The sequence below is a fragment of the Caproiciproducens sp. CPB-2 genome (genome assembly GCF_036287215.1).
In the GTDB taxonomy this organism is placed as follows: domain Bacteria; phylum Bacillota; class Clostridia; order Oscillospirales; family Acutalibacteraceae; genus Caproiciproducens.
Window position 1 is genome coordinate 3096145 of record NZ_CP142860.1, and the last position, 14849, is coordinate 3110993.

Consider the following 14849-nt stretch of genomic DNA (forward strand, 5'->3'; position numbering starts at 1 on the left):
CACTTGAAACAAATTCATTCAGTGAAATGAAATAAATATATGAAAATAAGGAAGCGGAAGGCAAATGTCTTCCGCTTCGCAGTGGATATGCAGGAATACGGCGGGTTTGGCGGGTTTCAGGATCCCTCGTTCCAGTAAATATACCGGATGAGGCTGTTCTGATATTTTTCGAGATCCGGAACCAGCACCGCCGTATTCGATTGCTGTATGGTAACCTGCTGCGCTGTATACAGATCCTCCGAAGGCCGGAAACAGCCGACCGGAAAGCTCCGGCATGCGTAAGCGTCCGTCCCCAGCTTCAGCGCGGTTTCCGTATTCAGGCTGGTCTTGACAAAGGGCAGCAGTTTTTCCGTAAGCGAGGCCAGAGAGTGCGCATCCATTGATTCCAGCCTGCTAATGATCCCCGCCGCCGCCGCCTGCATCCGCTGCAGCCTCGACTCCTCTCCGCCGATCTGGCGGATACGGGAATAGTACAGCGCCTGCTTGCCGGAAAGGGTCCGGTCCCCCGCGCTGATATCCCGTGCGGCGGGCTCGCCGGAATACCGGTTGACAAGGTCGGCCTCCTGTGCGGTCACGTTCACGGGAATCCCGCCCAGAGAATCGACGGCCTTGACAAAGCCGTTGTAGTCGATCACCGCGTAATCATCCACATCGATCTTGAAATTCTGCTCGACCGTCTTTACGCTCAGTTCGGCGCCGCCAAGCTGATAAGCGGCATTCAGTTTGTTTTTCCCGTTCCCCGGGATTTCCACGTACAGGTCGCGCGGGAAAGGCGTCAGAATCCACCGCTCGCTGCCTTTCCGGCGGTCGATGGAGAGAAGCATGATGCAGTCGCTGCGCCCGGCGCCGGTGCCGCCCGCGTCATCCACGCCCAGCACCAAAAGGTTGCGCACCTCGTCCTGATGATAAAGGCCGTTCACCAAAACCGGCTGCGCGTGGGAGGAGGAAAGGGATGCATTCGGCGCGGACTCCCCGTTCCGGACGGTGCCGACGGGTTTTAACAGCTTCGGCACAAACGCGATCCCCAGTATCAAAACGGCCAGACAGGCTGCGCAGGCGGCAAGCGCCGGAAATCCCGACCGGCGTCTGTTCTGCGACGGCTTTCCGCCCATCACTTTATTCTTTAACTCTTCCCTTGCATGAATCCGGTTGACCGCATCGATAAAATCCTCTGTTTTCATGATATCAGCTCCTCTCTCATCTGCAGCTTCAGTTTCTCCCGGCCCCGGTAAAGCGCCACCTTGACGGCATTTTCCTTCATCCCCAGAATGTCGGACATTTCCCTGATCTTATAGCCCTCAATATAATGAAGATACAAAACCGTTTTGTAGTTCGGCGGCAGCTCCATCAGCTGTTCCAGCACCTCGGTCTGTTCCGTGGTTTCGGCGTACTCGCCGATTTCCTCCAGCGATACGGTCTTCCTGAAAAAGAAACGCCTTCTTTTGTCCCGGCTGCCGTTTGTGGCCACCCGGATCAGCCACGCTTTTTCATGCTCCCCGCTGTGAAATTCGGGGCGCTTCTGCAAGTACTTCGCAAAGGTGTCCTGTACGACGTCCTCCGCGTCTTCCCGGTTGCAGAGAATGACCATGCAGAGCTTGAACAGCATATTCCCGTATAAATCATATTTCTCAGACAGATCGTCCGGGCGCGTTGCCTGTTTCCCCATGGATTCATCTCCTTTCACGAACAACACGTTTATAAGGCCCAAAAGGTTACAGCATAAAAAATAATCATCATCACGGAACCTATCAAAAACAGCCGCGGAATCGTTCCGCGGCTGTGAGAGTGTCGAAAACCTGTCAGGCTGTTATTCCGTTATCAGTATGCCTTGCCCCAGTAGACCATCGATTTCGCGGGCTTGCCGCAGCAGACGCAGGCGTCGGACAGATGCTCCTGCTCGAACGGCATGCAGCGGGAGGAAACGCCCGCGGCCTCCTTGAGCTTTTCCTCGCAGGCCGGGTCGCCGCACCACATGGCTTTGATAAAGCCCGGCTGATTGTCGGCAATGTCTCTGAGCTCCTTTAGATTCCGGGCGGTATACGTCATGCTCTCGCGGCGGGCAAGCGCGTTTTCGTAAATTCCTTTGCGCACTTCCTCCAGCTGTTCCGCAATCGCGGCCTCCAGATTGTCCAGCGGCACAAAAATCTTCTCGCGGTCGCTGCGGCGGACCAGCACGCACTGATTCTTTTCAATATCTTTGGGCCCGATCTCCAGACGGAGCGGAACGCCCTTCATTTCATACTGCGCGAACTTCCAGCCGGGGGTATTGTCCGAATCGTCCACGCGCACGCGGAAGCTCTTCTTGAGCCGCTCACGCAGCTCGTGCGCCTTTTCCAGCACGCCGGGCTTATGCTGCGCGACGGGCAGGATAATCACCTGGATGGGAGCGACGGCGGGCGGGAGCACAAGGCCGTTGTTGTCGCCGTGCGTCATGATGATGCCGCCGATGATGCGGGTGCTCATCCCCCAGGAGGTCTGGAACGGATGGCAGATGGAATTGTCCCTGCCCTGGAAGGTAATGTTGAACGCTTTTGCAAAGCCGTCCCCGAAATAGTGGCTGGTGCCGGACTGAAGCGCCTTTCCGTCGTGCATCATCGCCTCTATGGTATAGGTGGCCACGGCGCCGGCGAATTTCTCCTTGTCGGTCTTGCGGCCCTTGATCACCGGAATGGCAAGATCGTTTTCACAGAAGTCGGCGTAAACCCGGAGCATCCGCTCCGTTTCCGCCTCGGCCTCCTGCGCGGTTTCGTGCATGGTGTGGCCCTCCTGCCAGTGGAATTCCACGGAACGCAGGAACGGGCGCGTGGTTTTTTCCCAGCGCACAACGGAGCACCACTGATTGTAGAGCTTCGGCAGGTCGCGCCAGGAATGGATCACCTTGGCGTAATGGTCGCAGAACAGGGTTTCGGAAGTCGGGCGCACGCACATTCTCTCCTGCAGCTTTTCGCTGCCGCCCATCGTGACCCAGGCGACCTCGGGGGCAAAGCCCTCCACATGCTCCTTTTCCTTATTCAGCAGGCTCTCCGGAATAAACATCGGCATGGAAACATTCTCATGGCCGAGCTCCTTGAACCTTGTGTCGAGAATATGCTGAATATTTTCCCAGATGGCCCAGCCGTACGGCTGAATGACCATGCATCCGCGCACGCTGGTGTAGTCCATCAGCTCCGCTTTTTTGACGATATCGGTATACCATCTGGCGAAATCCTCCTCCATGGGAGTGATCGCGTCTACCATCTTCTTCTGTTCCGCCATTGAAATCTCCTCAATTCTGTTTAGATTATACGGGATAAAGCAAACCCCCCGGCTCTTTGCGGCGCCAAGGGGTTCATCGATCGTCTTACTTTGAATCTTTATTCGTACCGCTGGTTTTACTGAGGATGACAATCACGGCATAAATCAAAATCATTACGATGAAAATGCCGAGCATGCCCTTCCCCATCAGTTCAAACGATTTTCCGATGTCGGCGCCGCTTACGTCGCCCATAAGACTCTTAAATAAAATCGCCATTGCGTTTAACTGCATCATGTTATATCATCCCCCAAATTCTTGCAAGATTCAGGATAATGCCTCCCGCAACAACCGATCCGATCTGGCCGGCCACATTCGCGCCGACCGCGTGCATCAGGATGTGGTTCTGGTTGTCCTCTTTCAGAGCCATTTTCTGGATGACCCTCGCGGACATCGGGAACGCGGAAATTCCCGCGCCGCCGACCATCGGGTTGATCTTTTTATCCTTCGGCAGGAACAGGTTCAGGATTTTCGCAAAGACCACACCGCCGATGGTGTCGAACACAAAGGCGAAAAGGCCCAGCGCCATAATGATCAGAGTGCCGAGGGTAAGGAACTGCTCCGCCCGCATCTGATAGGCGATGGTGATTCCCAAAAAGATGGTAATCAGGTTTGCAAGCGGTCCCTGAGCGGTCTGGGAAAGCGCTTCCAGCTTGCCGCATTCCCGGATGAGGTTGCCGAACATCAAAAAGCCGACCAGCGCAACGGAATCCGGCGCGACCAGTCCCGCAATCAGCGTAACGATGATCGGGAACAGGATTTTCGTGGTTTTGGAAACCGCCTTCGGATTATAGGGCATATGGATCATCCGCTCATGCTTCGTTGTCACAAGGCGGATCGCCGCGGGCTGGATAATCGGCACCAGCGCCATATAGGAGTAAGCCGCCACCGCAATCGCGCCGATGTAATTGCTGTGGAGTACCTGTGAAACCAGAATGGAGGTTGGGCCGTCCGCCGCGCCGATCACTCCGGCGGCCATCGCGTCCTTCAGCGGGAACCCGAGCAGAACCGCCAGCACGACGGTAAGGAAGATGCCGAACTGGGCCGCGCCGCCGAACAGCAGCATGCGCGGGTTGGAAAGCAGCGGGCCGAAATCAATCATCGCGCCGATCCCCACGAACAATAAAAGAGGAAATGCTTCGGAAGCGACGATTCCCTTTTCAAACAGCCACTTCACAATGCCGGATTCCCCCACTACGCCGGGAAGCGGCAGGTTGACAAGAATTGCTCCGAATCCCATCGGTAAGAGCAGTGCCGGTTCGAAATCCTTTTCAATGGCAAGCCAGATCAGCAGCGCGCCGATCGCCCACATGACCAGCATCTTGGGGTTCTGGGCCATGAACTGAATGCCGTTCGTTAAAAAGCTGAATTCACTCAACGACTTTAACTCTCCTTCTGTTAAAAAAATGCGAAACTTAAAAATATTATATCTGATGCGCGGTGCTATTTCAAGTAAAAGCACAATAAAATCACACAAAAACAGAAGAAAATTAAAAAACCGCCATGCAAAATGCACAGCGGTTTCAGGAAGACGTGTCACTCAGACATTATCTTCAATGTACTTTACCAGTTCCCCAACGGTTTTGATGTTGTCAATCTCTTCATCGGGAACTTCGATTTCAAACTCGTCCTCGATGGACATCAACAGGTCGACTACATCCAAGGAATCGGCGCCCAGATCGTCAGCAATGCTTGTTTCGGGAGTGATAGAGTCCTCCTCAACGTCAAACTGTTCGCTGAGAATCGCCTTTACCTTCTCAAAAACCATGTCGTATCCTCCTTAAAAATCTTGAATTACAAATTTTGAAACATCGGCACGCGGAAAACGTTATTGTTTATTGTGGACAATAATATCTCTCGTATGTTACAATTGCCACAGAAAAAACCACATAAATCGCTCCGGACACTGATTGTATAACCACATATTATTAGCAAACCATGACTTTGTCAATATTTTTTTAACCTTTTTTTCAGAAAGCAAGAGGAAAGAAAATGGCCGAGAATCATTTCGCCGTGATTGGGCATCCAATTGCGCATACCATGTCCCCGTTTATTCATGAAAGACTTTTCGCCCTGAGCGGAAAAACCGGCGGCTACGGCGTCCTGGACATCGCGCCGGAGAAACTGCCCGGCCGGATGGAGCTGCTCCGTACCCTGAGCGGCTTCAACATCACCATTCCCCATAAGCAGTCGATTATTCCGCTGCTGGACGGGCTGAACGAAAAATCGGAATTTTTCCATTCGGTCAACACCGTAAAAAATACGGACGGCCGTCTGACCGGGTTCACCACGGACGGCACGGGCTTCTGCAAGGCGCTGGAGGCCGGCGGCACAAGCCTGAGCGGACGCACGGTCGTGCTCGGCGCGGGCGGCGCGGGCAGGGTGCTGGCGTTTGAGGCGGCCCTTGCCGGCGGCAGCGTGACCGTGGCCGTGCGCCCGCACGGGCTGGCGGCGGCGGAAAAGCTCTGCGCGGATATCCGCGCAAAAGCGGCGGGCGCACGGGCGGATTTCTGCCTGCTGGAAAACATCGGCGGAAAAATCGATTTACTGGCCAACGCCACGCCGGTCGGCATGTTCCCCCGCACCGGGGAATGCCCGGTTCCGGAGGAAACCGTCCGGAAAGCCTGCTGTGTTTTCGACGCGGTATACAACCCGGACGAAACGCTCCTGATCCGGACCGCGCGCAAAAACGGCGTGCGGGCCGTCGGCGGGATGAGCATGCTGGTCTGGCAGGCGGCCGCCGCGCACGAAATCTGGTACGGGGCGAAATTTGCCGCCGGCGACATTCAGGCGCTCTGCGGCGACGCCGTGGCGGAAATGAAAAAGAAATTCGGCAATATCGTTTTATGCGGCTATATGGGCAGCGGAAAGACCTGCGTGGGAAACCGCCTTGCCCGGATCACGGGCCGTACCTTTGTGGATATGGACCGCTATATCGAACGGAAGGAGGGCATGACGGTTGCGGAAATTTTCTCCTCGCGGGGAGAAGCCGCCTTCCGCGCGATGGAACGTGCGGCGGCAAAAGAACTGTCCCTGAAAAGCGGCCTGATCATCGCCACGGGCGGCGGGGCGCTGATGGACCCCGAAAACACGGCCGCCCTGAAAGGAAACGGCGTGATCGTACTGCTGAACGCTTCGCTGGAAACCATCCGGCAGCGCCTTTCCGGCGACTCCACCCGCCCGCTGCTCAGCGGGCCCGGCCGGGAGGAAACCATGCGCCGCCTTTACAGCGAGCGGACGGACAGGTACCGCGCGGCGGCGGATTTCTCGGTGGACGCGGACGGCGGGGTGGAAACAGTTGCGGAAAAAATCCGGGAGACAGTAAAAATCCCGCTCATTCCAAACGAATAAGCGGGACCCTGTTATTGATCCTGAAGCGTCGTGTCGGCGTAGGTGCGGTAAGCGTCTTTCCCGCTGTTCTTCGCGGCGTACATGGCCGCGTCGGCCTTTGCAAACAGCTCGTTGTAGTTTTTCCCGTCCTCCGGGTAAAACGCGACCCCTATGCTGCCGGAAACCCGGAACTCCGCGTCGTCCTGAGGATGGGCGTTGCGGAAGATGGCCTGCAGCACATCGGCTTTCCGCCTGACGTCCTCGCGGGAAATATCCATCAGGAACACAACAAACTCGTCCCCGCCGATCCTGCCGATAATGTCGTCCTCGCGGAATTTTTTCTTGATTTTGGAAGCGATGTCGACAATCACTTCGTCCCCCACCAGATGGCCCAGATTGTCGTTTACATTCTTAAAATTATCGATATCGATGGTAAACAGGGCGTGGCGGCTGCCCGGGGAGCTTTGGCCGATCGCCTTGTCGATCAGCGCGTTGGTGGTCATCCGGTTGTAAAGGCCGGTCAGCTGGTCGTGCTCCGCTTTCTCCTTTAAGCTGATCGTTTCCCGTTTCTGCCGGTCGATGTCGGAAATAAAGGCGATCATCCGGAGCGGTTCCTTCTGCTCGTCCCGGATCACCGTGCTGCGCACCCGGTACCACCGGTAATCGCCGTTGACGTCCTTGAACCGGTATTCGGGGCTTTTGGGATTCGTCCCGTTTAAAAAGCCGTAGATGTCGTTGAGGATGCGCGACTTGTCGTCGTCGAAAATAATATCCGAATGGTAGAGCTGGTCTAAAAGGCCGTCCGCGTTTACTTCAATACCGAACTTTTCTTTGAACGGGGGCGAGCAGTAAAGCTCCTGCGTCTTGAAATTATAGTCGCAGATCGGGTCGGCCGCCTGCTCCATGATGATGCGGTAGCGTTCCTCGCTGGCGGCAAGCTCCCGCTTGGCTTTTTTGATAATTTCAAGCTGTTCCCTTTCCCGTTTAATGGAATGCCTTCTCTTGGTAATATCCTCCAATACGCCGCAAAAATACTCGGAACCATCCCCCGCCGCCATCAGACGCAAACAGCAGATGGTCCAGATTGAATCCCCGTCTTTCCGAACCAGCTTCAGTTCCAGCTCGGCAAGGCCGCGTTTTTTCAGGCTTTCGGCAAGTCTGCCCCAGTTGATTCGCTGGTCGCCGGTCAGCAGCCGGTTCGGCGCCGGCCCGTTCAGCGCGGTGATTTCCCCTTCGCTGTACCCAAACATCCCGTAAAAGGAAGCGCTTGCATAGACAATCGTCAGGACACCATCGTTCTTACAGCAGAAAACACCGCCGCCGAGGTAATTGACTATGTTTTCCATACCGAGTGTACTCATTGCCGTCTGGGGCATCGGCGTCACTTCTTTCCGTAAAGACACTTGCTGATTCTCAGGTTGATATACTTATTGATTATAACAAATCAGTATGGAACAATCAAGAAATTTCGTATGGATTTTCACGTTCTTTCTTCTTTACGCCCAAATCCCCGCAATTTCATCTTGACACCGGCGGCATTCTGTATTATGATACGGAATAAGGTGAACGCAAAGGAGTTACATGATGAATTTGTCCGCATACACAACACGATTTACAGGTTTCGGTTATCCCCGCTATTTTATGGCGTGGGATTTTTGTGCGTGCAGCAAAGTCAACTGTAAGCTTTTGTGTAAAAGGATATAGCCGTATTTTATTGACTGATAACGGGCTGATATTTTTGACGGAGCTGACAGCGGCTCCGTTATTTTTTTATTCATTTTTACCGGCCCGCATCTAAGGAGGAACAGTATGATTATCGTATTAAAACCCGAATGTACCCCGCAGCAGCTTTCAGAATTCACGGATTTGCTCACCAGGGAATACAGCGTGAAGGTCAACACCTGGGTGGGAACGCAGAGCACCGTGCTCGGGCTGATCGGCGACACTTCCGCCATCGACATCGACTTCATTGCCGCGCAGGATTTTGTGGAAAGCGTAAAACGGGTGCAGGAGCCGTATAAAAAGGCGAACCGCAAGTTTCATCCGGACAACACGGTGATCACCCTGCCGACCGGCCAGACCATCGGCGACGGCGGGCTCGCGCTGATTGCCGGGCCGTGCTCGGTGGAGAGCGAGGAGCAGATCTGCGGCGTGGCCGAACGGGTCAAAAAGGCGGGCGCGCAGTTTTTGCGCGGCGGCGCCTTCAAGCCCAGGACCTCCCCCTACGCCTTCCAGGGGCTGCGGGCCGAGGGGCTGGAGCTTCTCAGGGAAGCGAAAAGGAAAACCGGCCTGCCGATCGTCACGGAGCTCATGAGCATCGGCCAGATCGACCTGTTCCTGAAGGAGAATGTGGACGTCATCCAGGTCGGCGCGAGAAATATGCAGAATTTCGAGCTGTTGAAGGAGCTTGGAAAAATCAGAAGGCCCATCCTGCTCAAGCGCGGGCTTTCCAGCACGATCGAGGAGCTTCTGATGAGCGCCGAATACATTATGTCCGGCGGCAACGACAACGTGATCCTGTGCGAGCGCGGAATCCGGACCTACGAGACCTACACGCGCAACACCCTCGACATTTCCGCCATCCCGATTCTGAAAAAGCTTTCCCATCTGCCGGTGGTGGTCGACCCGAGCCACGCCTCCGGCATTGCCTGGCTGGTGGAGCCGCTGGCGCTCGCCGCGGTCGCGGCCGGGGCGGACGGACTGATCATCGAGGTGCACAACAACCCCGCAAAGGCCCTGTCCGACGGCGCGCAGTCCCTGACGCCCGACCAGTTTGACAAGGTGGCGGCGCATGTGAAGGCCGCCGCGAAAGCTTTTGGAAGAAAGGTGGATTCCCCCGCCGATCTTTGCTATAATAAAGTTTAAAAATACTGCGTACGGAGGGAAGCCTGTATGAACAAAAAAATCGTGATCGTCGGCCTGGGCCTGATCGGCGGTTCGCTCGCGAAAGCCTTTCAGAAATACAGCGAATGCACCGTCGCCGGAATCGACCGGGACCCCGGGGTCCTGAAAGCCGCGCTGGGCTGCGGCGCGATCGACAGGATCGGGGACGACGGGGATATCCGAAACGCCGACCTGCTCTACCTTTGCCTGTACCCGCAGGCCGGTATCGACTTTGTCGCTTCGCACGCCCATCTGATTCCGGCGTCGTGCCTCGTCACCGACACCTGCGGCATCAAGTCGGAAATCTGCAGGCACCTTCCGCTTCTGGCGGAGAAGCACGGCTTTTCCTTCGTGGGGGGGCACCCCATGGCGGGCAAGGAACAGAGCGGCTTCGCGGCAAGCGACGCCGACCTTTTTCTGGACGCCAGCTACCTGATCGTTCCGTGCGGCGCGCCGCAGCCCGCCGTCGATATGCTCAAGGCGGTCGCCGTGGAGCTTCATTTCGGCGGCACGGTGGTCACCACACCGGAGCACCACGACCAAATGATCGCGTTTACCAGCCAGCTTCCCCATGTGCTTGCCTGCGCCTATGTCATGAGCCCGCGGTGCCCGGAGCACAACGGCTTTTCCGCCGGAAGCTACCGGGACGTTTCCCGTGTCGCGAATATCAACGAGCGGCTTTGGGCGGAGCTTTTCATCGACAACCGGAAGGCGCTTGCCGACGAGCTGGATACGCTCATCACGAATATCACCGATATCAAAGAGGCGGTCGCGCAAGGCGACGCCGAAGCCCTGCGCGCGCTTCTGCGCAGGGGCAGACTGATCAAGGAAAGGCTTGGTGAATAATGGAACTGACGGTTCACACGTCCGGCGCCTACCGGATCATCATTGAGCGCGGCTGTATGGACGCGGCGGGCAAGCGCGCCGGGGAGCTTTTCAAACCCGGCGCCAAAGCGGTCGTCATCGGCGACAGCAACGTGATCCCGCTGTACGGAAAGCGCGTGCTGGATTCTCTGAAAGCCGCGGGCTTTTCCGCTTCCCCGTTCTCTTTTCCGGCGGGCGAGGAAAGCAAGCGCCTTTCCTCCATTGAAGCCATGTACGCCGAATGCGCGGCCCGGGGCCTTACCCGCAGCGACTTTATCGTCGCCCTGGGCGGCGGGGTAACGGGCGATATGGCGGGGTTCGCCGCGGCGACCTTTCTGCGCGGAATCCCGTTCATTCAGATACCGACCACCCTGTTGGCGCAGATCGATTCCTCCGTCGGCGGAAAAACCGGCGTGGACCTGCCGCAGGGCAAAAACCTGGTCGGAGCGTTCCACCAGCCCGGGCTGGTGCTGATTGACCCGGACACGCTCTCCACGCTTCCCCCGCGGTACTTTTCCGACGGGATGGCGGAGGCCATCAAATACGGCTGCATCAAAAGCCGGGTCCTGTTCGACAGGATTGCCGGGGAAGAGATTTCCCGGAAGATAGAAGAACTGATTTTCCGCTGTGTGGACATTAAGCGCGAGGTGGTCGAGCGGGACGAATTCGACACCGGCGAGCGCATGCTCCTGAACTTCGGCCACACCTTCGGCCACGCGCTGGAAAAGCTGTACGGCTTTAAAAAGCTTTCCCACGGGGAAGCGGTCGGAATCGGCATGGTGATGATGGCAAAATGCGGCGAAAACGCGGGGATTACAAAGGCCGGAACGGCTGATGAAATCATCGCCGTCCTGAAAAAATACAACCTGCCGGTAAAGGACGAAATGCCCGTAAACCGGATTTTGGAAGCTACCGCGCTGGACAAAAAGAGCAGCGGCGGCGGGATCAGCCTGATCATGCTGCGGGGAATCGGCGAAAGCTTTGCGGACCGGGTTTCCCGCGCCCGCCTTGCCGAGCTGGCCGGGGTGCTGTGATGGCAAATGTAACGATCTCCCCTTCCGTCCTGAACGGAAGCATCCTCGTGCCCCCCTCCAAAAGCGCGGCGCACCGCGCGGCGATCTGCTCCGCGCTGGCGGGCGGAGCCCCTCTTTTCGACGGGGAAGCGATCAGCAACGACATTACGGCGACCTGCCGCGCGATGCGGGCGATCTGCGGCGGCGGGGACCCCGTGCGGATCGACTGCGGGGAATCCGGATCCACCCTGCGCTTTCTGATTCCCGTCGCGGCGGCGCTGGGGCTGAACGCGGAATTTACCGGCGGCGGCCGCCTGCCGGAGCGTCCCATCGGCGTGTACCTGGACTGCCTGCCGCGGCACGGCGTTTCGTGCGGGACCCGCGGCGGGCTTCCGCTTTCCGTCAGCGGGCGGATAACCCCGGGCCGGTTCGTGCTGCCGGGAAACGTCAGCTCCCAGTTCATTACTGGCCTTCTGCTCGCGCTGCCGCTTCTGGACGGCGACAGCGAGCTGATACTCTCCTCCCCGCTGGAAAGTGCGGGATACGTGGATATGACGGTCGAAATCATGCGGGAATTCGGCGTAACGGCGGAGTCCGCCGAAAACGGCTGGAACATTGCGGGACGCCAAAAATACCGCCCATGCGCGTACCGGGTGGAGCGGGACTGGTCGCAGGCGGCGTTCTTTCTCGCCGCGGGTGCTTTGGGCGGCACCCTCCGTCTGGAGGGCCTGAACCGGGATTCCTGTCAGGGAGACCGCGCGGCGGAGCGGCTTTTCCGGGAATTCGGCGCAAAGGCGGAGTGGCACGGTTCCGTTTTGTCCGTCTCGCCAAACGAGCTGAAAGGCATGGAAATCGACGCGTCCCAGATTCCCGACCTTGTGCCGGTTCTGGCGGCGACCGCCGCGCTCTGCCGCGGACGCACGCGGATTTACAACGCGCGGCGGCTGAGGATCAAGGAAAGCGACCGCCTTTTCGCCATGGCCGACGGGCTGACCAAGCTGGGTGGAAGGGTTACGGAAACGGACGACGGACTGATCATCGACGGCGTCCCGATGCTGCACGGCGGCAAAGCGGAGGGCTTTAACGACCACCGCATTGTGATGGCCTTTTCCATTGCCGCGCTGAAAGCCGGCGGCAGCGTCACGGTCAGCGACGCGCAGAGCGTTCAGAAGAGCTATCCGGCCTTTTTTGAAGATTACAATCGGTTGGGAGGAAAAGCAAATGTCTTCCACATGGGGTGAAACGGTAAAAATATCCATCTTCGGCGAAAGCCACGGAAAAGCGATCGGAGTGGTGCTGGACGGCCTGCCCGCCGGGGAACCGATCGACTTCGACGCCGCAGCGCTGCAGATGAGCCGCCGCGCGCCGGGCAGGGATCCTACGAGCACGCCGCGAAAGGAAAGCGACCTGCCGCAGATCGTCAGCGGGATGCTCAACGGCACAACGACCGGCGCGCCGCTGTGCGCGCTGATTGAAAATACGAACACCCGGTCCGGGGACTACGACAACCTGAAGCTTGTTCCCCGTCCGGGACACGCGGATTTTCCCGCGCACCTGCGTTACGGCGGATACAACGACGCGCGCGGCGGCGGGCATTTTTCCGGGCGGCTGACGGCCCCCCTCGTCTTTGCGGGCGCGGTGTGCCGCCAGATTTTACAGCGCCGCGGCATTGTGATCGGCGCGCACGTTTTCTCAGTGAAGGACGTGACGGACGACCCGTTCGACCCCGTATATATTCCGGAGGACTTATTGTCTTCCTTATCCTCGGTATATTTTCCCGTTATCAATGAAAATGCAAAACAGAAGATGCGGGATACCATCGAGGCCGCCCGGCTTGCGCAAAACAGCGTGGGCGGCGTGGTCGAGTGCGCGGTGACCGGCCTTTCGGCGGGCGTCGGCGGCCCCCTGTTCGGGGGGATCGAGCCGGTGTTTTCCTCCTTCCTGTTCGGTATTCCGGCGGTCAAGGGCGTGGAGTTCGGCGCGGGCTTCGGCGCTTCGGCGCTTTTCGGCAGCGAAAACAACGACCCCTACTACTGTGACGGCGATAGAATTAAAACGAGAACCAACAACGCGGGCGGAATCCTGGGCGGGATTTCCACCGGGATGCCGGTCCTTTTCCGCGCGGCGTTCAAGCCGACGCCGTCGATCGCGATGGAACAGGACAGCGTGGACCTGACCGCAAAGGTGAATACAAAGCTCCGCGTGCACGGGCGGCACGATCCCTGCATCGTCCCGCGCGCGGTCCCCGTGGTGGAAGCCGCGGCGGCGGTCGCGCTGATGAACCTGATCAATCTGCATACCGGAGGAATGAAAGCATGACCCTTGAAGAAATCAGACAGGAAATAGACCGGATCGACCGTGAACTTCTTCCGCTTTTCGTCCGTCGGATGGATTGCGCGAAGCAGGTCGCCGCCGTCAAGCAGGAGCAGAAGCTTCCGGTGTTCAACGGCGGGCGCGAGCAGGAAATTCTGGACCGGATCGTGCGTCAGGCCGGGGAATACGGCGGCGAAGCGCGGCTCCTTTATTCCGGCATGATGGATATGAGCCGGGCGGTGCAGTACAACCTGCTCGGCGGCGGCGGAGAGCTGCGGGAAACCATCCGCAAAGCCGGCGCCGCGCCGGAAAAGGCGGAAAAAATCGCCTGCCTTGGGGAAAACGGTTCCTTTTCCCACGAGGCGCTCAGCCTGCTGTACCCCAAAGCGGCCCCCCAGTTTTACCAGGGCTTCGGCGGGATTTTTTCGGCCGTTGCCAGCGGGGACGCGGACCTTGGAATCCTGCCGGTAGAGAACTCCTCCGCCGGTTCGGTCAGCGAGGTTTACGACCTCATTCTGAAATACCGGTTCTATATTGTCAACGCGGCGACTCTGCACGTTCACCACTGCCTGGCGGCGGCTAAAAAAGTGGACGTCCGCACCATCGGCACGGTGTACTCCCACCCGCAGGCGCTGTCCCAGTGCTCGGAATACATCACCAGAAACGATCTGCGGCCCCTGCCGTGCTCCAACACGGCCACGGCCGCGCAGATGGTCGCGCAGCGGCAGGAGGCTGGGATCGCTGCCATCTGCTCCGAGCACGCGGCGAACGAATACAGGCTGCACATTCTGGAAAGGGATATCCAGAACAGCTCCAACAACTGCACGCGGTTTATCGTCATCAGCCGCAGCCTGTTTATCCCGGACCGCGCCCGGAAAATCAGCCTGTGCTTTTCGCTTCTCCACAAAACCGGCACGCTCTACAGCGTGCTCGCGCGCTTTGCGGCGCTCGGGCTGAACCTGACGAAAATAGAGAGCCGCCCGATTCAGGATAAAAACTTTGAATACGATTTTTATCTTGATTTTACCGGCAATGTGCGGGAAGACGCGACGCTGAATCTGATCTGTTCGCTTCACGACGAGCTTCCCCGTTTCTCCTTTTTGGGGAACTACACGGAAAACGAATAACCTTGCCGATAGAAAGAACCCGCCGGG

The 14849-nt window shown here is 57.8% G+C and carries 14 protein-coding genes; 7 read left to right on the forward strand and 7 right to left on the reverse strand.

The features are described from left to right. Positions 1 to 116: 116 nt before the first annotated feature. The 6 genes from VXK30_RS15430 to acpP all read right to left on the reverse strand — a co-directional run bounded on the left by VXK30_RS15430 (position 117) and on the right by acpP (position 5060). Entirely contained in the window at positions 117 to 1181 is a 1065-nt protein-coding gene (locus VXK30_RS15430; protein ID WP_275713363.1) for an LCP family protein, read from the reverse strand. Further along, entirely contained in the window at positions 1178 to 1666 is a 489-nt protein-coding gene (locus VXK30_RS15435; RefSeq protein ID WP_275713362.1) for an RNA polymerase sigma factor, read from the reverse strand. Before VXK30_RS15435 ends, VXK30_RS15430 begins: the two co-directional genes overlap by 4 nt. Positions 1667 to 1818: 152 nt before the next feature. Continuing rightward, on the reverse strand, positions 1819 to 3255 hold the full coding sequence (gene proS / locus VXK30_RS15440) for a proline--tRNA ligase (RefSeq protein ID WP_275713361.1): 1437 nt from the start codon (positions 3253 to 3255) through the stop codon (positions 1819 to 1821). An 85-nt stretch (positions 3256 to 3340) separates the two neighbouring features. Next, a complete protein-coding gene (locus VXK30_RS15445; protein ID WP_275713359.1) occupies positions 3341 to 3529 on the reverse strand; it encodes an OadG-related small transporter subunit in 189 nt (62 codons plus the stop codon). A 1-nt stretch (position 3530) separates the two neighbouring features. Continuing rightward, the gene (locus VXK30_RS15450; RefSeq protein ID WP_275713658.1) at positions 3531 to 4613 is read right to left on the reverse strand and encodes a sodium ion-translocating decarboxylase subunit beta; all 1083 of its coding nucleotides are present in this window, start codon (positions 4611 to 4613) and stop codon (positions 3531 to 3533) included. Positions 4614 to 4832: 219 nt separating this feature from the next. Next, the gene (acpP, locus tag VXK30_RS15455; protein ID WP_038325944.1) at positions 4833 to 5060 is read right to left on the reverse strand and encodes an acyl carrier protein; all 228 of its coding nucleotides are present in this window, start codon (positions 5058 to 5060) and stop codon (positions 4833 to 4835) included. Between the two features lie 224 nt (positions 5061 to 5284). Here acpP and VXK30_RS15460 point away from each other — a divergent pair, with 224 nt between their 5' ends. Next, positions 5285 to 6643, forward strand: coding sequence for a shikimate kinase (locus VXK30_RS15460; RefSeq protein ID WP_275713357.1), 1359 nt, complete (start codon positions 5285 to 5287; stop codon positions 6641 to 6643). An 11-nt stretch (positions 6644 to 6654) separates the two neighbouring features. Here the strand turns inward: VXK30_RS15460 and VXK30_RS15465 are convergent, their stop codons facing one another. Beyond that, positions 6655 to 8025: a sensor domain-containing diguanylate cyclase gene (locus tag VXK30_RS15465; RefSeq protein WP_275713356.1), complete on the reverse strand. Its 1371-nt coding sequence runs from the start codon at positions 8023 to 8025 to the stop codon at positions 6655 to 6657. Positions 8026 to 8431: 406 nt separating this feature from the next. Between VXK30_RS15465 and aroF the strand changes: the two genes are divergently transcribed. From aroF to pheA, 6 genes are read left to right on the forward strand one after another with little or no spacing between them, the layout of a single operon-like run. Next, the gene (gene aroF, locus VXK30_RS15470) at positions 8432 to 9487 is read left to right on the forward strand and encodes a 3-deoxy-7-phosphoheptulonate synthase (RefSeq protein WP_275713355.1); all 1056 of its coding nucleotides are present in this window, start codon (positions 8432 to 8434) and stop codon (positions 9485 to 9487) included. Positions 9488 to 9514: 27 nt separating this feature from the next. Then, entirely contained in the window at positions 9515 to 10351 is an 837-nt protein-coding gene (locus VXK30_RS15475; RefSeq protein ID WP_275713353.1) for a prephenate dehydrogenase, read from the forward strand. Continuing rightward, a complete protein-coding gene (aroB, locus tag VXK30_RS15480) occupies positions 10351 to 11403 on the forward strand; it encodes a 3-dehydroquinate synthase (RefSeq protein ID WP_275713351.1) in 1053 nt (350 codons plus the stop codon). Before VXK30_RS15475 ends, aroB begins: the two co-directional genes overlap by 1 nt. Continuing rightward, complete coding sequence (gene aroA / locus VXK30_RS15485) at positions 11403 to 12623, forward strand: 3-phosphoshikimate 1-carboxyvinyltransferase (protein ID WP_275713350.1); 1221 nt, start codon at positions 11403 to 11405, stop codon at positions 12621 to 12623. The genes aroB and aroA overlap by 1 nt, the downstream gene beginning before the upstream one ends. After that, on the forward strand, positions 12604 to 13701 hold the full coding sequence (aroC, locus tag VXK30_RS15490; protein WP_275713349.1) for a chorismate synthase: 1098 nt from the start codon (positions 12604 to 12606) through the stop codon (positions 13699 to 13701). Before aroA ends, aroC begins: the two co-directional genes overlap by 20 nt. Then, positions 13698 to 14822: a prephenate dehydratase gene (gene pheA, locus VXK30_RS15495; protein ID WP_275713347.1), complete on the forward strand. Its 1125-nt coding sequence runs from the start codon at positions 13698 to 13700 to the stop codon at positions 14820 to 14822. The genes aroC and pheA overlap by 4 nt, the downstream gene beginning before the upstream one ends. The last annotated feature ends 27 nt before the right edge of the window (positions 14823 to 14849 follow it).